At 40.0% G+C, this 17,185-nt stretch carries 16 protein-coding genes; 4 read left to right on the top strand and 12 right to left on the bottom strand.

The window, feature by feature from the left end; all coding sequences use genetic code 11:
* Positions 1-13: 13 nt before the first annotated feature.
* Positions 14-2,755 (bottom strand): autotransporter assembly complex family protein, encoded by a 2,742-nt coding sequence (locus FTT76_RS08840; protein ID WP_180007923.1) that lies wholly within the window; start codon positions 2,753-2,755, stop codon positions 14-16.
* A gap of 177 nt (positions 2,756-2,932) precedes the next feature.
* Between FTT76_RS08840 and FTT76_RS08845 the strand changes: the two genes are divergently transcribed.
* On the top strand, positions 2,933-4,252 hold the full coding sequence (locus tag FTT76_RS08845; RefSeq protein WP_078188554.1) for an MFS transporter: 1,320 nt from the start codon (positions 2,933-2,935) through the stop codon (positions 4,250-4,252).
* Positions 4,253-4,255: 3 nt separating this feature from the next.
* Positions 4,256-4,891 carry a 2-polyprenyl-3-methyl-6-methoxy-1,4-benzoquinone monooxygenase gene (coq7, locus tag FTT76_RS08850; RefSeq protein ID WP_078188555.1) on the top strand — a complete coding sequence of 212 codons (636 nt, stop codon included), beginning with the start codon at positions 4,256-4,258 and terminating at the stop codon, positions 4,889-4,891.
* A 69-nt stretch (positions 4,892-4,960) separates the two neighbouring features.
* Here the strand turns inward: coq7 and FTT76_RS08855 are convergent, their stop codons facing one another.
* From FTT76_RS08855 to FTT76_RS08890, 8 genes are all read right to left on the bottom strand, one after another.
* Positions 4,961-5,641 carry a hypothetical protein gene (locus FTT76_RS08855; RefSeq protein ID WP_180007922.1) on the bottom strand — a complete coding sequence of 227 codons (681 nt, stop codon included), beginning with the start codon at positions 5,639-5,641 and terminating at the stop codon, positions 4,961-4,963.
* Between the two features lie 77 nt (positions 5,642-5,718).
* The gene (locus FTT76_RS08860) at positions 5,719-6,297 is read right to left on the bottom strand and encodes a DedA family protein (RefSeq protein ID WP_257224262.1); all 579 of its coding nucleotides are present in this window, start codon (positions 6,295-6,297) and stop codon (positions 5,719-5,721) included.
* A 161-nt stretch (positions 6,298-6,458) separates the two neighbouring features.
* Complete coding sequence (locus FTT76_RS08865; protein ID WP_180007921.1) at positions 6,459-6,908, bottom strand: 2-amino-4-hydroxy-6-hydroxymethyldihydropteridine diphosphokinase; 450 nt, start codon at positions 6,906-6,908, stop codon at positions 6,459-6,461.
* Positions 6,865-7,245, bottom strand: coding sequence for a dihydroneopterin aldolase (folB, locus tag FTT76_RS08870; protein WP_078188558.1), 381 nt, complete (start codon positions 7,243-7,245; stop codon positions 6,865-6,867). Before folB ends, FTT76_RS08865 begins: the two co-directional genes overlap by 44 nt.
* Before the next feature lie 83 nt (positions 7,246-7,328).
* Entirely contained in the window at positions 7,329-8,627 is a 1,299-nt protein-coding gene (locus FTT76_RS08875; RefSeq protein WP_078193949.1) for an AarF/ABC1/UbiB kinase family protein, read from the bottom strand.
* Between the two features lie 58 nt (positions 8,628-8,685).
* Complete coding sequence (locus FTT76_RS08880; protein ID WP_180007956.1) at positions 8,686-9,414, bottom strand: HesA/MoeB/ThiF family protein; 729 nt, start codon at positions 9,412-9,414, stop codon at positions 8,686-8,688.
* Between the two features lie 384 nt (positions 9,415-9,798).
* Complete coding sequence (locus FTT76_RS08885; protein WP_180007920.1) at positions 9,799-10,269, bottom strand: transposase family protein; 471 nt, start codon at positions 10,267-10,269, stop codon at positions 9,799-9,801.
* The gene (locus FTT76_RS08890) at positions 10,217-10,612 is read right to left on the bottom strand and encodes a transposase family protein (RefSeq protein ID WP_067764127.1); all 396 of its coding nucleotides are present in this window, start codon (positions 10,610-10,612) and stop codon (positions 10,217-10,219) included. The genes FTT76_RS08885 and FTT76_RS08890 overlap by 53 nt, the downstream gene beginning before the upstream one ends.
* Positions 10,613-10,995: 383 nt before the next feature.
* On the opposite strand from FTT76_RS08890, the gene FTT76_RS08895 reads away from it, so the two are divergent.
* The gene (locus FTT76_RS08895) at positions 10,996-11,511 is read left to right on the top strand and encodes a pyridoxamine 5'-phosphate oxidase family protein (protein ID WP_180007919.1); all 516 of its coding nucleotides are present in this window, start codon (positions 10,996-10,998) and stop codon (positions 11,509-11,511) included.
* Positions 11,512-11,673: 162 nt separating this feature from the next.
* On the opposite strand, the gene FTT76_RS08900 is transcribed toward FTT76_RS08895, so the two are convergent.
* The 3 genes from FTT76_RS08900 to FTT76_RS08910 all read right to left on the bottom strand — a co-directional run bounded on the left by FTT76_RS08900 (position 11,674) and on the right by FTT76_RS08910 (position 15,840).
* Positions 11,674-13,317 (bottom strand): AMP-binding protein, encoded by a 1,644-nt coding sequence (locus FTT76_RS08900; protein WP_180007918.1) that lies wholly within the window; start codon positions 13,315-13,317, stop codon positions 11,674-11,676.
* 297 nt (positions 13,318-13,614) lie between these two features.
* Entirely contained in the window at positions 13,615-14,751 is a 1,137-nt protein-coding gene (locus FTT76_RS08905) for an acyl-CoA dehydrogenase family protein (RefSeq protein WP_180007917.1), read from the bottom strand.
* A gap of 318 nt (positions 14,752-15,069) precedes the next feature.
* Positions 15,070-15,840 (bottom strand): 3-hydroxyacyl-CoA dehydrogenase, encoded by a 771-nt coding sequence (locus FTT76_RS08910; protein ID WP_078188564.1) that lies wholly within the window; start codon positions 15,838-15,840, stop codon positions 15,070-15,072.
* 141 nt (positions 15,841-15,981) lie between these two features.
* Here FTT76_RS08910 and FTT76_RS08915 point away from each other — a divergent pair, with 141 nt between their 5' ends.
* On the top strand, positions 15,982-17,016 hold the full coding sequence (locus FTT76_RS08915; RefSeq protein ID WP_180007916.1) for an AraC family transcriptional regulator: 1,035 nt from the start codon (positions 15,982-15,984) through the stop codon (positions 17,014-17,016).
* The last annotated feature ends 169 nt before the right edge of the window (positions 17,017-17,185 follow it).

Below are 17,185 nucleotides of genomic sequence, written 5' to 3' on the forward strand. Positions count from 1 at the left end.
CATCACCTAAAAATTATAATTGTGAACCAATAAAGAAATGTAAACGAATTGGTTTACTGTCGTCAGAAAGTCCGGTAGCGACATCTAAACGAATTGGGCCAATTGGAGAAGCCCAGCGTACCCCCACACCTGCGCTATATGCAGTCGGTGTATTAAAGTCTTTATCGTACGCATTACCAAAGTCACTAAAGACCGCAGCACGCCAGCCTTCTTTAAATTGGTAGTTATATTCTAATGAACCCGTTGCCAAGACTTGACCACCAATTTTATAGCCATTTTCTTCGGCAGCTAAACTCTTATAGTCAAAGCCGCGAATGGTTTGGTCACCACCGGTAAAGTAGCGTAAGTTATAAGGAACTTTATCAAAGTTCTCTGTCAGAATATAACCTAAATCACTGCGCCCCACGAACTGGTGATTATCATTTTCACCCAATGAATAAATAAAGCGCCAGCCCGCATTCAAGATCGCCATGTCAGCATCTGAAAGTAAGCTTTCACTTCCGACTTCAACTTTATAGGTTTGCTTAATCCCTTTACTCGGATTCACACGTTTATCAGAGTCGGTTCGAGAAATTTCATAGCCAAACATCAAAGACTGCTGTTCATTGTTGGTATTTACCAAGAACGCATCTGGAATGTCATCACTAGGACTTAGGCCGTCATCGGTAATACGGTCCAAACGGTAACGTAAACCAAAAGTATGCTGCCAACTACCACGGGGGTTTTTAATAATCCGGTCAACCCCAGCTACAGCAGACTCAATCGAAAGATTAACACCCTGACCGACATCGTCACGTTCTTCACGCTCATAACCACCAACCAAACTGACATAGTCATTTAATGGATGGTTATATGGGATGTTATAGCGACCATCAATCGATTGACGGATTTTGGATACTTCCATGTTGGCGTCAAAAGAATGACCACGTTTGTTTACAATGGCACGACGATACTGGCCACGAACACGTGTACCAGTGTCGGTACCAAAACCAGCACCAATTTCTGCACTGTTCAGCTTGTCTGCATTTAGTGTCACAATCACAGGGACTTTTTTATCTTCACGTGCTTGCGCTTTTAAACGTTCTTGTTCTGCTTGTTTAGCATCTTGCGTATCTTGCAAACTGCGTAATTTAGAGGATTGCTCTACATCATTCACCCCCGCAAATTGGTCTTCATTAACCACTTTTTGCGTCACTTCTTTATTCGACATCACTTCCGTTTTGTCTTTCACTACTTGTGAACTTTCTGACAACTGATTTTGATCGACCAAGGTTTGAATATCCGGGGGCAATTCAAGTGGCTTTTCTATCGGGTCTGGTCGAATTGAATCAACCAAGGTGTAGTTAAAATAGCGAGAGTTGGTCAAGTTATTAGCCAAACCATTCACACGCCAGAAAGTATAGTCAGCACCATCTTTCCACGTCACCAAACTTTCTAAAATATCGCGATCCAATGGAAACTCTGCATTAGGATCACTCATTCGAAATTCGACTTCGCCAAGCTTATAACGCTCACCCGTCTCAAAGCGCAAATTGATATCGGCTGTATTTTGTGGTTGAGCCACTCTTACATCGTGCAAACGCCAGTACGAGTCGAAATAACCGTTATTAGTTGCTGCATCATTAATTCGGCCTTTCGTCGTTTCGTATTCACCATGATTAAGAATGTCACCTTCTTCCTGATCTGGTAAAACACCAATCACCTGAAACTGAGCTTGGTTCGCCCCAGCCCCAGAAAATTCAACATTCTGTTTTTCAATTTGCACAGGCGTATTTGGTGTAACCAATACACGAACTTTGCTGTCAGACACTTTTTCAAATTTGAATTCTGATTGATAGAAACCCACGGCTTGCGCGGCTTGATTGGACAAGCTACGTAATTGAGGCAAAGCCGATGGAAAATCACTAAAGGATTCTTGAGTAAAACCTGAAAGCTTACCTTTAATATTGGCTTTGAGATCTTCCAGTGCCGCACCGTAGGCCTTACTCGACGTTTGACTGGTGTTATGTGCTGAGGTAATTTCAACATCCGCACTAATTCGTGGCACTTTTGCCGTATTCATCTGACGTGGCGGACGTACTTTATATAATAAGCGCTTGAAAATACCTGGCTCTACATCATCCTCAACTGTTGGGTTATGCAGCTCTTGCAGAGTATTGGCATTTTCATTTCGTGTCGCGGTAATTTCATTATCCGAACGAATTTCACCCATGAGCTGATCAATATTGACTGGCGCTTGGTTAATTTCCGTTAACTCTTTTTGGGTAATATCCGCAACAGCAATTTCTGTTTGCTGTGTTGCACGGTACTCCTGTGCTTGACGTTTGGCTTCTTCAGCAACTTGGAAGATTTCATTCGCCATGTTTTGATCAACAGGTGTCACGGGTAAGTTTTCTAAATCTTCAAACTCAATGGGTTTAAATTCTTGTAGTTGTGTTCCTGCTTGCTGCTGTTCTTGCAGCATTTTCATGCTATCAACAGATTCTTCCGGCTCATTTATATTTTCAATTTTTTCAATTGCTTCAGGCGTCGATAGCCCTTGCTTTACAGCCTCATCCTTGATTTCAGTAACAATCTCTGCTTTTGTATCTGCAGATGTTGGAACCGTTTCTGCGGGAGTTTGGGCGAAACTATGCTGAGCACACAAGGTCAAAAAGATGCTCATATATAGACTTTTATTGCTATGATGCTGTCGTATGCAGTGAGCTATACTGTGATGAAGCAATGTTTTTTTAAACTTGATTTTTGCAGGCATAGCAAACTCTAACAAATTTCATTATGTAATGGACTTAGTCAACCAGATATAGAGCTAAAGATCTTATATCTATTGGTTTTTCGCCATCTCCAAACTCAAAAAACATATTACATGATTTTTTAGAGATTTTACCAATCACTCACATTTCTTAATAAAACTTAATGTAGCAAGACACTTATGAATAACAACGAACATCTGCTAGGTACACGCCGCTTCCTGCCTATGTTTTTGACCCAATTTTTTGGGGCGCTCAATGACAATGTGTATAAACAGGCTTTATTGTTGGTCATCACCTATGGATTAATCCAACAACAGGCATTACCCATCAGCACGCTAAACAATCTAGCTGCATTATTGTTTATTTTACCCTACTTTATTTTTTCAGCGACAGCGGGACAGATCGCAGATAAGTTTGAACGTTCACAACTTGTCCGTGGCATCAAAATTTTAGAAATTATCATCATGATCATCGGCAGTATTGGCTTTCTGACCGGTCATTTATGGTTATTGTTGCTGGCTTTATTTTTGATGGGGACCCATTCGACATTTTTTGGTCCAATCAAATATGCAATTTTGCCTGAAATTTTAAAGCCCAATGAGCTGATGTCAGGCAATGCGCTCTTCCAATCGGCAACATCCATGGCAATTTTATTCGGGATGATTTTGGGCGGTGCAGTGATTGCTTCATCTCAAGGCAATTTAATGTGGATCAGCCTGACGGTAATGACCATCGCCATTTTAGGTTATATCACCAGTCGTTTTATTCTTAAGCAAAATGTCACAACACCTGATTTAAAAATCGATTGGAACTTTTTTCGTACCAGTTACCAAACGATGAAATATGCCAAAAGTTTGCCGCTGATTTTTACTATTTTATTGGGGAACTCGTGGTATTGGTTTTATGGTGCTACCTACCTCACTCAAATTCCACAAATGACCCAGCAAAACCTACATGCCTCTGAAAATGTCGTTAGCTTGCTATTGACTTTTTTCTCTGTCGGTGTAGGCGTGGGTTCATTACTTTGTCGTAAATTGGGCGGCACTCAAGTCAATATTAAGATGGTTCCCATCGGTGCTGTAGGTTTAACGGTATTTGCACTGTATTTAGCCTTTAGTTTGACCCTCGTCCCTACTCAAACTGGCCCACTTATTACCCTTTCAGAAGTTTTTCATCAAGGTTGGGGCTATTACCATGTCATGATTGCCGTGACTTTATTGGGTATTAGTGGTGGTTTTTACATCGTTCCGCTCTATGCAATGATGCAAGCTTATTCTCCACGCTCACATCGTGCGCGAGTCGTTGCCGCAAACAACATTTTAAATGCGGTATTTATGGTATCTTCTGCTATATTTTCAATTATCATTCTGAGTGTTTTAAAGATTGATATTAAAATACTTTTTTGTATAACCGCAGTGCTCAGTGCAATCTTTTGTATTTGGCTGCTATTACGCATCAAACCTTTGCTTCAAACTACGCAAGTCTCTCTGGAGGATTAATCCATGCGTCAATTTACAGGTGTCGACAAACTTATTCACTCATTTGATCAGGCCTTACGTAGTTTAGTTCCCGGAGCAACGGCTGCACATCGTGAAAATCCATCTGTTGCTGAAAAGACTCAACTTGCAGTCAGTGAAGCACGTCATGTGGCAGGTCTAATGCGGGTCAACCATAGTGGTGAAGTGTGTGCTCAAGCGCTTTATCATGGCCAAGCCCTCACAGCGAAACTACCAAATGTCCGCCGTGAAATGGAACAAGCTGCGATTGAAGAACAAGATCATTTGGCTTGGTGTGAAGACCGCTTAAAAGAATTAGACAGCCATACCAGTCTGCTCAACCCTGTTTGGTACGGCCTTTCTTTTGGGATGGGCGCATTGGCAGGTATTGCCGGTGATAAATACAGCTTAGGTTTTGTCGCTGAAACTGAGCGTCAGGTGAGTCTGCATTTAGAAGACCACATCCGCCAACTTCCTGAACAAGACGAACGTTCACGTAAAATCTTAGTGCAAATGAATGAAGATGAGCTGCATCACCGTGATACAGCACTCAATGCAGGTGGTGTAGACCTTCCTGTTCCAGTTCGTATTGCCATGACTGGTATTTCAAAGCTGATGACCAAAACCAGTTATTACATTTAATGATTTTCTAATGATTATCGCTAAGTTTTATAAATAGTGAAAAAAAAGCCTGCAATGATGCAGGCTTTTTCATAAGTAATGTTTTGACTCTAATACAATAATTCCTTCGCCATCAAAACAGTTTATAGGCCGCCATCGACTTGGTGTAAACCAATCAAAATTCAAACTATAAAGTTGCTCAGTGGACGGATAACCAGCTCCACCTAACTCAAGCAGCCATCCAGCCGGACAAATTTCCTTTTGGTTATTAATCACAACAGTATGATCATGTGCCAATTCCAGCAATAAATGACGATCCAGCTCAAATGCAATAACATCAAATCCAGCTATTTGAATAATCTCTGGAAAACGAGCCGAAGTCAGACCTTGACGAATATCAGTCATCTGTTCCAGAGTATAGTCGGTTTCAAATGATCGGTTAATCCACGTGCCTTCAGGCAGTACAACCTCTCCAAATTTTAAGGGTTCCTGCAACTGTATATAAATTTTCTTTTGATACTGCCACTCTGCATAGTCAGAACGAAGACCTGAAATCACGAACAATCCAAGCGTTACTGCAACAAATAAAGGAAAAAACAATACGCCAGATAAGCCAATTTTAAGTGCCGCATTTACTTTATATGGTCGATTTTTTTGCTTTTTATACCAATTATTCCAACTCAACCAAATCGCAATGACGATAAATAGCACCAAAATCGCAAAGCAAATAATAAGGAAACCTCCCGCACCTGCACCATAACCTAAGCCCATATTGCTCTCACTAAATATCCCTTTAAATCTTTTAATTATGTTTTGACGATTTTATCAGATCAGCCACGTTCACTTTATCAATGTTGATGATGCTTACGCCACCACTTCAACACCGTATAGAGCACACGGAAGAATACGATACATAAAATAACGGCAATAACGATGTAAATATCTTGATGATAAGGCAGCATTTTCGCCCAAAATAGATGTAAATAATGACTGATTTGGAAGCCAATCGTTGCGACCAACATCGCCCAAATAAAACAGGCAACTAGATTAATCAGCACATATTTCCAAACAGGATAAGCACGGACACCTACAACAATAGGTAAAATGGTTCTAAAGCCCCAAGCAAAGCGCATAAATAAAATGGTCAAAATAGGATAACGTTCAATAAACTGGCTCGCACGATCGAATTTTTGTGCAAATTCGGCATTCGACTGGATAAGTTTTTGCCCATAGCGAGCGCCCATTTGATAATAAAACTGATCGCCAATAAAACTGCCTAGCATCGCCACCGCAATCAACATTGGAAAATGAAGTATGTGTTGATGGACGGCATAGGCGCCAATCATCAGCACTGTTTCTCCTTCAAACAATGTGCCAATAAAAATCGCAATATAGCCATAGTGCTGAATCAGATCCGTCCAGTTCATATCATTATTTTGAAGCTAAAAAGATAATGTAATCCTGAGACAGCCTATACGCTAGCGCATACCATGACAGGATTTGAATATTTTTGTTATTGTCTACTTGGGATATTTAGGGACATTTGAAATATACGTCATGAGTTTTGAAAGCATTGCGTTTCATTCACTCAATCCACTAAAACTTTTTGACAACTCACCATAGGAAATTGATGTGCTGGATGTTCAAACATCTTATTTTTCCATATATCGAACATTGGAATTTTAACATCGAGTGCTAAAGGCAGTTTTTTCGGATTAAATTGCATGTGCGCTAAGCTTTCGCCCCACGCGATCAGATCCAGATCCAAAGCGATATTATGAGACGGACGAACACGACCTGAGTCTGCTTCCATTTTTTTCAGTAAGGCGCTGATTTCATCTACAGATAAACTGCTTTTCACCAAACAGGCTGCATTCCAATAATCCGCCCCAATGCCATCACGACAAGGAATCACATAAATTTTGGAAAATTCAGCATGACCCAAAGCCTGAATTTGACGTAAAGCCAGTTGAAAATGCGGTTTTGGATTGAAATTACTCGCCAGAGCTAGGGCGAAAATCGTTTCGGTGGCGTTCAAGACGAATTCCTACAGAATTGGCTTGCGCGATAATGGCAGGCTTCCGGATGGTAATCATAATAGATTCAATGCTGTCATAGGTAGCAAAAAGTGCATCAATCACCAGTTTTGCTGCATGTTCGATCAATTTAGGTTGAGCAGTTTGAATGACTTTGGCTGATATTTCGCAAATTTCAGCATAATTCAAGGTATCTTCAAGCTCATCTGACTGAGCCGCCTGCGCTAAACTGGTTTGAATATTGAGGTCGAGCATCAAAGGCTGAATAATCTGACGCTCCCAATTGAAACAGCCGATGACGGTCTCAACTTTCAAACCTTCAATGATAATTGCGTCCATTCTTACACTCAAATTAAAATCTTAAACATCGATAAAATCCTCCTGTTAAAGAAGGAGGATTTTATTTATATCTTGCGGCTAAATTATTGCTTCAACAATAAATTAGGGTCCATAGTCTGCACCATTTGAATACGCTGGTCTGCATAAATATCAGTATATGGCGCAAGGATGCGCATAAAGCGGTCAAAGTACAACATTTGTTTGAATAATAAAGCGAAGTCACGTGGGAAGCGAATACCATGACGCTCTCCGACTTGTACCATATCCATCATGATGTCATTCAAATCGGCAGGATTTGAGGTTAATAATTCCTGTGGATCAGCCAAAAGCACACCGCTAAATAAACGCTCTAAATCGGCAGCTAAGACTTGTGTGTCAATTTTGACAGCCGTCATGCCCATTTTCAGCATGTTTTCAGCCATCAAGTTGTAGTCAGTTTTTTGTAGGGCATCCATAAACGCAATACATGCTGTCCACACTTCAGGTTTCAACTGGCCCACGATACCAAAATCGATGAAGCCTACTCGACCATCTTCTAGCAGCATCAGGTTGCCTGCATGTAAGTCTGCATGGAAACTATTACATAACATCAAGCTGCCAAACCATGTATTCATCGCTGTCACCAAAACTTGCGATGGATCTTTAGCGACTTTCTTGACCACGTCAAAATCGGTCAATGGCACGCCGTATAAACGTTCCATCGTTAAGACTCGACGCGTTGAATATTGATGATAAACCTTTGGTGCTGTTGCGGCTTTATTTTGAGTTACGTTCAGATAATTCACAAAGTCGTCAAGATTTTGTGCTTCTTCAATAAAGTCCACTTCACGTACCATGCGAACTTTAATTTCTTCAACAATATCTGCAAGTGAGGCAAATTTAACTTTGGGTACAGCTTTTTCAACCAGTTTAGTAGCCCAATGTAAGACATTTAAATCTGTATAGAGAATCGTCTCGACACCCGGTTTTTGCACCTTAATAACAACATTTTCACCACTGACCAATTTAGCGGCATGCACCTGTGCAATCGATGCAGAAGCCAAAGGCTTTTCATCAATTGAAGCAAATATTTCATCTAAATTACGGCCAGCAAATTCTGAAGCCAATACCTGCTGCACATAACTAAACGGCAATGACGGTGTCTGATCTAAACAGCCTTGAAACTCTTCTACATATTCACGTGGAAATAAAGAAGGTGTACTGGCAATAAATTGACCTAATTTAATATAGGTTGAACCTAGCGATTCAAAAGTTTCACGCATTAATTTTGCGTTACTTGGTTTTTCAGTTGCATATTTAAAGCCGGCTTTCGCCGCAACGACTGCGGTCTCACCCATTCGGGCAACCGAGCGAATTCCATCTAACCAGATATTGTTTTTCATAATGTCTTAGAAAAAAATAATTAACATGAGTGTAGCAAAAAAATAAGGGCTTGCTGCTTTATCTTGCCTGACAGATTGGACAATCGGGATCTTTTTCAAAAGCGAGAATTTTTTGCTTCATTGACCGACCATCCCACAACAAAAGCTTTTGTTTCAGTGCTGTCGTCCCTAAACCCAAATAGAGCAAGGCATGATGTGCTTGCAAACTTGCCATAACATTTGGTGTAGTTGCAAGTACACCCGAGTCTGCACAGCGCAAACTTTCATTGGCATGCTGTTCTTTTGGAAATAAACATTCATAACAGGCAGCATCGGCTTCAACCATAAATAACTGCCCTTGAAAGCCAATTGCAGAAGCACTAATCAGCGCCACATTATTTTCTACACAGCTTGCGTTAACCAAATACCGTGTACTGAAATTATCACAACCATCGAGAACCAAATCTTGCTGTGAAATCAATGCCTTTGCGTTGCTTTCATCTAATTTTGTGGTATAGCTTTGCACACGAATATGCGGGTTAATCGCTTGTAAGCGTTTAGCCAAAATTTCCGATTTATAAAAACCTACATCGTGTTCGATATACGCGATTTGTCGTTGCAAATTACTGATTTCAATGCGATCTGCATCGATCAAAGTGATTTGGCCAACGCCTGCACGTGCCAATAATTCGGCTGTAGTACACCCAATTCCACCACACCCTACGATGAGTACATTGGCAAGTTTTAGCTTCTCTTGTGCATCGATGTCCCACCCATCAAGCAATATTTGACGGCTGTATAAATGCATTTCATCATCACTTAATTCAAATTCAGATGTTGATTCATTCGATTTAAACGTAGACAAAGTATTTCCTTATTAAAATTCGTCAAGCATAAAAAATGGGCGAGTTTATATCGCACGCAAAAGATTAAAAACACCGATATCCATCAAATGTTGTTCGAGTACAAACCCGAAACAGTGTAAAAACACCCTGCTATTTGAGCAAGACAATATACAGCTTAAAGTTAAAATAAATGCTCTGTAGACATGGTATTTTTCTTAGTTAGCGTATCTTCAATTACACTATTTAAAATACAGTATCTCAGACACCTTAGTATGTAGAAACATCATAGAGGTATAGCGTATACATGTTTTAAAAATAATAAATAAAAAATAGACTTCTTTCATAATTCATTTTTTGCTCAGCTCTAAATTATAGATTCCCGCAATTAAATTGAATCTTAAGCCCAGTCTTTTTCCTCGATTACGATATCGATCGGCAAGGATTTTGAAAGTTTTTAAACTACCAAATACATGCTCAACCCCAATTCTTCTTTTGTTGATTTCTTGATTATAGATTTTTAGTTCAGGATCCAATTTACAGCGCTTTTTTGCTTTTAATGGCAACAAGCTATTTGGATACACTGCGTAAATCCCTTGATAGCCTTTATCTGCAAGGATAAAGGCACCTGCCGGAATCTGATGTAAGTTTCGTTTGAAGAGTTCGAAATCATGTACAGCAACACGATCAGTGCATAAACTCAGAATTTGCTGAGTTCTATAATGAATGATGGCCTGGACTTTGAAAGTATGTGCCTTCTTTTTGCCACTATAGCTTTTCTTCTGTTTTTTTAGGTCTTTGTATTGGAATTTCTGTGGCATCAACAATCACCACGTTCCAGTCGATGCCTTCGCCCTCAGGCAAATGCTTCGGTAAATTAAATAAATTGGACTTGATCAGGCAGTCCTCTACATGACGGACAATCCTTGAAGCAGTCGGCTCTGACACACCATAACTTGTTGCAACATGAAACAAGGTTCGGTATTCGCGCCAATAACTTAAGCACAGAAGGATTTGATCTTCTATGCTCAATTTAGTTGGTCTACCTTTAGCAGGAACATGCATTTTCAGTTGTTCAACCATTAAATCAAAGGTTGACCATGATATGCCGGTGTATCGCTTAAACTGTGTTTCAGAAAGCTTCTTTGAATCGATATATTTCATCCGCAGATTATGCATGAATATTTAAAATTCTTCGGTACAAATAATCAGCAAGAGACTGTTCGTTTTTTGATTTATGAAAGAGGCTTAATATAGTTATATTTTTAAACATATTTAGTTGCACTAGAGCTGCTTACATTAGGTTCATTTTAATGATTCTTTTCTACCTTAGCCTCAAAAAATAAAACTTAATTCAAGACATTTTAAGCGTTTACGTATGCAAAGAGATTTAATCCGTAGGTATATGTATGAATTCAGTGAGAATTAAATTGCTGACATAATATGTTCGATAAACTTATGAGCTAACACACATTATTCAAATACTTTGTGCTCAGTCATATTTACCCCTTTATCCCCAAAGTGATTACTTAAAAGTGGAGAATAAAATGTCACAAGAATACATTGAACAAGATCAGCGACAAAAATTATGGAAACTCATTAAAGACGTGCGTTTCACCATGATTAGCCATGTCACTGACAAGCAAGAAATTCATTCTCAACCTATGACCATGCTTAATTCTGATAAGATGAATGAGCATGAAAATATCTATTTTCTTATGAAAGAAAACAATGACCTTGTAGAGGCAGTCAATGCAGGTCGTAATCATCTTGGATTAGCATTCGCTAAACCTTCAGACGATATTTATGTATCAGTTAGTGCTCATGGAGAAATCAGTACAGATGCGGCCCTAATCGATAAATTATGGAATCCTTGGGCTGAAAACTGGTTCGATGGCAAGACTGATCCTACTGTTCGCGTTTTGATAGCTAATCCTATTAGTGCAGAATTCTGGAATGTCAAAGACAATAAAGTCACCCATTTATTCAAAGTTTTGAAGGGCAATTTAACGGGTAAAACTCAAGAACTTGATACTGAACATAATACCCTGAACTTAAAATAAAAGATTTTATTGATTTGAATTAATGCTTTAATTTTAGGTTAATTTGGATTGTCCCATAGTTAGTCAAGTGCATATATGATCTGGAATGAATGGTTTCACCAGCTCAAACATCAATTTAAAAAAGGCTGCATCAAGCAGCCTTTTTTGCGTATATAAATTGATTCAACTTACCTTTTGAATTAATTGCGCTTTGGCCACTTCTTGTTGCTTCAACAGATTACGTTGGATTTTTCCACTCGATGTTTTAGGCAACCCATCAACAAATTCAATTTCTTTTGGATAAGCATGCTTGGATAAACGTGATCTTACATAGGCTTGTAGCTTATCCATGAGTTCAGAACTAGCTTCATATTGTGGCTTTAACACCACAAAAGCTTTGACCAATTCTGTACGCTCAGGATCAGGCTTACCGACAACTGCCGACTCTAAAACCTCTTCACATTCCAATAACGTACTTTCCACATCGAAAGGCCCTACACGATAGCCTGACGTTGTAATGACATCGTCAGCACGACCAACAAAATCAATGCCACCTTCTTCATTTAAACGAACTGTATCACCGGTTAAATAATAGTTCCCAACAAAGGCTTTACGGTTATTGCCACCATAGCCCGTGAACCACATGAGTGGTGATTGTGACCAGTCTAATGCCAATGTTCCAATGCCACCACGTTCAATTTCTTGATGGTCTTTATTGAGCACCGCGAAACGATGTCCCGGTATCGCAAAACCGGCTGAACCCACTTTTTTGTAGTGTTCTAAAGCATGATGATTTGCAATCACCATACCGAGTTCCGTTTGTCCATATTGGTCATAAATATTGACGTTTAAGTCGTGATTAAACCATTGAATCACTTCGGGAGTTAGTGGCTCTCCTGCGCTACTCACAACCCGTAAATGTGATTTTATGGATTCATCAAATTTTTCTTTAAACCCAAAGAACATACGAAAAGCCGTTGGTGAACCGGTCAAATTGCTGACTTTATATTTTTTGATGACTTGAAGTGCATGATCAACACTAAAAGCCCGTTCATCCATAATAATGCTGTGCCCTAAACTTAAAGGCCCTGCAATTCCATAGTACAAACCATAAGCCCAGCCCGGATCTGCCAAATTCCAAAATGAATCTTCATCACGCAAATCAACCGCATGTGTCATATACCCTTTAAATGCCAACAACGCTTTGTGCGGCACAGGTACAGACTTGGCTAAACCGGTCGTTCCTGAGGTAAACATCATTAAAAATTCATCATCAAATGAACGCGGTACTGAGTTAAATGTGGTGTCATGCAGTTGCAGCTCTGACCAAAAGTCAGGATCTGTCTGAATTGCTTGATCGGCATGTACGGTTAAAATATGTGGTAAATCAATATGATTGAGTTTTGATCGTTGCTCAGTGTTGGTTACAATCAGCTTTGTTCCCACAGTTTGCACTCGATGTTCAATCGCTTTGGACTCAAATGCAGTAAACAACGGTTGATAAATTGCCCCTATACGCCATGTTGCCAATACGGTGATCAACAACTCTGCTGTGCGAGGTAAAAGACCTGCAATGCAATCACCTGCTTTCAATCCAATGCGCTGATAATAATTTGCCAATTGTGCAGAAGCTAAATCTAATTGCTCAAAAGTCCATTGCTCAGATTCACCATTTTTACCTTCCCAGATCAGCGCAGTTCGATTTTGCCCAACATAGCGCCCACAACATTCATCATAAGCATTGATTGAACTTGGCGTACCGACCAATTGTTCTGTAACCATCTTTTCAAAATTAAAATCACGATATGCTTGTTCTAGTGTCTTCATGACGACAATTCCTATCCTGTTCTCTATGATTCAAAGTGCAAGACTTTGAGGTTTATTCATCTTGTTGTTGTACCGCTGCGTACTAGTGACGATTCCTTTGCCACATCCGCCTTTACTGCTATTCCATACACCGATTGCAATGTCGGTTTTTTCGTTTTGAAACTTATACTTTGTTAAACAATCTATTCTTAGACTGTGTATACCTAGATAACCATGTTTGGATGTCCCCTGCAATTTCCATAACCATCAACGCCATTGCAGGGTTTGAACATCGACCAAAGTCTATTTTTTAATCACCTATCCTTTGGTTACTTCACGTGCTATCACCAGACGTTGAATGTCCGATGCACCTTCATAGATTTGACTGACACGCACATCACGATAAATTCGTTCTACTGGAAAATCAGATACATAACCATAGCCCCCATGGATTTGAATGGCATCTGAACACACCCGTTCAGCCATCGTCGATGCAAAAAGTTTCGCCATTGAGGCTTCTTTTAAGCATGGAAAACCGGCATCTTTTAACGTCGCTGCATGGAAAATTAATTGTCGAGCCGCCTCAATTTGGGTGGCCATATCTGCTAGGCGAAATGCCACGGCCTGATGCTGTACAATCTCCACCCCAAATGCCTTGCGTTCATTGGCATATTCAACGGCTGCATCTAATGCCGCACGGGCCATACCCACAGACTGTGCTGCAATACCAATTCGACCTGACTCTAAGTTCGATAAGGCAATTTTATAGCCTTCACCCTCTTGGCCTAAAAGACTGTCTGCAGGAATACGACAGTCATCTAAAACAATAGTTGCTGTATCGGAACAATGCTGACCCATTTTGTCTTCTAATCGCGATACGATATAACCCGGCACATCCGTTGGTACTAAAAAGCACGAAATCCCTTTTTTACCTGCAGACTTATCCGTTACCGCAAAAACCAAGGCTACTTGGGCATGCTTTCCTGTGGTAATAAATTGCTTGGTGCCATTTAACACCCACTCATCACCATCACGCTCCGCTTTACATTCCAACGCACTCGCATCTGAACCCACTTGTGGTTCTGTTAGGCAAAAACAACCTAACCATTCGCCAGTGGCTAATTTTTTTAAGTATTTTTCTTTTTGTGCTTCTGTACCATAACGCTGTGTAATGCCACATGGCAATGAGTTTTGAACGCTGACAATTGTGGAAATCGCACCATCACCTGCAGCAATTTCTTCTAAGGCAACAACCAAAGACACATAGTCTAAACCTGCACCACCCCATTCATCCGAAACCGTCATGCCTAAAGCACCTAGCTCACCAAGTTTTTTTAGCTCTTGTGCAGGAAATGCTGCCGTTTTGTCACGCTCAGCAGCCGTTGGTTTCAGTTTTTCTTGCGAATAGCTTCGCATCATGTCCTGAACCATTTTTTGTTCATCATTTAAAATCATGGGACTTCCTTTTCTAAATCTTTTATAGCGCGTATAGCTTTAATTTTTGGATAACTGCGGAATTAAAAATTCTTTGGCTGTATAAAGCAAAGTTGGATACACGACGACGCCATTTGCAACTGTCTGAGGCAGGACGCCATTAATCTCAAATGTTTCTGCGACCTATAAATCAATAAATACTTGATGACGAGTTTTACAAATGACAATGTTTTTGGTTACTTTTGCCGAAACAAAAGTAACGAGATGAGCTACTGTCAACGAAGTTATTCTCGATAAGACTCCGTCGTAGAAGCCTGAATAAGCAGTTTTAATAAATAACTATTTAGGCTGCATACGGATCGCGCCATCAAGACGTATCACTTCACCATTGAGATAAGCATTTTCAAAAATATGCGTCACTAATTTTGCAAACTCTTGTGGTTTTGCTAAACGTGGAGGGAAAGGCACCATTTGCCCCAAAGCATCTTGTACATTTTGTGCTAAGCCTTTGAGCATCGGCGTTTCCATAATGCCCGGAGCAATGGTCATCACACGGATTGATTCACGTGCAAGCTCACGTGCAAGAGGTAATGTCATTGCAACCACTGCCCCTTTTGATGCTGCATAAGCCGACTGACCAATTTGACCATCGAAAGCCGCAACCGACGCAGTATTCACTATCACGCCACGCTCTTCTTCACCTGCTTTTAATTCATATTTAGCAATCAGTTGTGCCGCATAGCGCAGCATATTGAATGTGCCTGAAACATTAATATTTAATACTTTTTGGAACATCGCCAAATCATGTAATCCGTCACGACCTAAAACTTTTGCAGAAGGTGCGATACCTGCACAGTTCACTAAGCCATTAAGTTGACCAAATTCCGCTTCAACTTGTGCAAAGAAAGCGCCGACCGCTTGTTCATCAGTGACATCCAATTGAACAAATTTGGCATGATCACCCAGTTGACGTTGCATCGCTTCGCCATGCTCATGATTCATATCCACAATAATCACTTTTGCACCCAGGCCAATCAGATGTGTTGCTGTCGCAGCGCCTAGTCCTGATGCACCACCAGTCACAACAAAAACTTTTCCTTTAATGTCCATATCAATTCCCTATTTACGATGTCTTGTTTTAAATTCGACTTAAGATGCAGAGTAAACAGAGAATTTATTCAGTACAATTTCCAAATGTTGCATCTTTTCTGATGTATTTGGACAATTCTGAACAAGGACCTATCCGCACATATGCCGAAGCATGGACTCGAATACAGCAAAGGGACGATTTCAATCGACTTGGTGCATGAAGCATTATACGATGCGCAAAAAAAGCAATTTGATATTTCTGCTATTTTACAAAAGGCGGGTATTCCCTCTGAGTTACTGCTATCGAGTAAAACCAGAGTTTCTGTTTCTCAATATGCGGCTTTATGGACTCATCTTGCAGATGTGATGGATGATGAATTTTTTGGCATGGATCGGCATGCCATGCGACGTGGTAGTTTTAAACTACTTTCGAAAATGGTCATGCATAACAGCACCTTGGGGGATGCACTTAAGCAAATCCTACAATTTTTAAATCTGGTTTTAGATGACTTGCATAGTGATTTAACCATTGAAGATCACTTTGCTTATATCGTGATCTATGACCAACAAGCGCCTAAACGCATGTTCAGCTATGCAACATATTTGATGCTCATCCACACGCTACTGTGCTGGCTAAGTGGACAACGGATTTTATTAAACCAAATCCAATTTAAATGTGATGCACCGCTTGATGATCACGACTATAAAGTTCGCTTCTGTGAAAATATTCATTACCAAGCCAGTCAAAACTATATTCAGCTAGATGCCAGTTACCTAACCCTGCCAATCAAACAAGATACACGTTCGTGGTATCAATTCCTACAACAAACACCTGAAAACCTCTTGGTACGCTTTAAAAACCCGTATGCACTCAGCAGCCAAATTCGTAAACAACTGTTAGACGTTTCTCCTGCCGAATGGTTAGAGTTTTATGAGTTGGCAGTCAAAATGAATATGTCGGAAGCCACAATGCATCGCCGTCTTAAAAGTGAAGGTGTGAGTTATCAACAACTCAAAAATGATATCCGACGTGATACTGCCATCGATTTTTTAACCCATACCGATAAAAGTTTGCAAGATATCAGTGAAGAACTAAATTTTCATGATCCGAGTGCTTTTCATCGGGCATTTAAAAAATGGACAGGCGTCAGTCCCGGTGCGTATCGACAAAATAATGCGCCTGAATTCAAGGCCTAAAATTTGATATTCGCTATTTATAAATTGAATATTCATCTAATTAATAGAAAATCAATAACTTAAAAATATTCAATAAATAGACTGACCATTCATCCTTGAACGATTGCTACTTTAGTCTAATTAGGTTATTTTTCACTCAATTTAAAGCACTTTGCTTATTTATTTTCCA

Origin of the sequence: Acinetobacter sp. YH01009, assembly GCF_013420765.1 — a bacterium.
Lineage (GTDB): Bacteria > Pseudomonadota > Gammaproteobacteria > Pseudomonadales > Moraxellaceae > Acinetobacter > Acinetobacter amyesii.

Coding starts and splice junctions, on each gene's coding strand:
- FTT76_RS08910 (WP_078188564.1), bottom strand. CDS start 15,840: ATGGACATTAAAGGAAAAGTTTTTGTTGTGACTGGTGGTGCATCAGGA.
- FTT76_RS08885 (WP_180007920.1), bottom strand. CDS start 10,269: ATGCCACAGAAATTCCAATACAAAGACCTAAAAAAACAGAAGAAAAGC.
- FTT76_RS08900 (WP_180007918.1), bottom strand. CDS start 13,317: ATGAAGACACTAGAACAAGCATATCGTGATTTTAATTTTGAAAAGATG.
- coq7 (WP_078188555.1), top strand. CDS start 4,256: ATGCGTCAATTTACAGGTGTCGACAAACTTATTCACTCATTTGATCAG.
- folB (WP_078188558.1), bottom strand. CDS start 7,245: ATGGACGCAATTATCATTGAAGGTTTGAAAGTTGAGACCGTCATCGGC.
- FTT76_RS08890 (WP_067764127.1), bottom strand. CDS start 10,612: ATGAAATATATCGATTCAAAGAAGCTTTCTGAAACACAGTTTAAGCGA.
- FTT76_RS08860 (WP_257224262.1), bottom strand. CDS start 6,297: ATGAACTGGACGGATCTGATTCAGCACTATGGCTATATTGCGATTTTT.
- FTT76_RS08895 (WP_180007919.1), top strand. CDS start 10,996: ATGTCACAAGAATACATTGAACAAGATCAGCGACAAAAATTATGGAAA.
- FTT76_RS08880 (WP_180007956.1), bottom strand. CDS start 9,414: ATGCATTTATACAGCCGTCAAATATTGCTTGATGGGTGGGACATCGAT.
- FTT76_RS08905 (WP_180007917.1), bottom strand. CDS start 14,751: ATGATTTTAAATGATGAACAAAAAATGGTTCAGGACATGATGCGAAGC.
- FTT76_RS08875 (WP_078193949.1), bottom strand. CDS start 8,627: ATGAAAAACAATATCTGGTTAGATGGAATTCGCTCGGTTGCCCGAATG.
- FTT76_RS08915 (WP_180007916.1), top strand. CDS start 15,982: ATGCCGAAGCATGGACTCGAATACAGCAAAGGGACGATTTCAATCGAC.
- FTT76_RS08855 (WP_180007922.1), bottom strand. CDS start 5,641: ATGGGCTTAGGTTATGGTGCAGGTGCGGGAGGTTTCCTTATTATTTGC.
- FTT76_RS08840 (WP_180007923.1), bottom strand. CDS start 2,755: ATGCCTGCAAAAATCAAGTTTAAAAAAACATTGCTTCATCACAGTATA.
- FTT76_RS08845 (WP_078188554.1), top strand. CDS start 2,933: ATGAATAACAACGAACATCTGCTAGGTACACGCCGCTTCCTGCCTATG.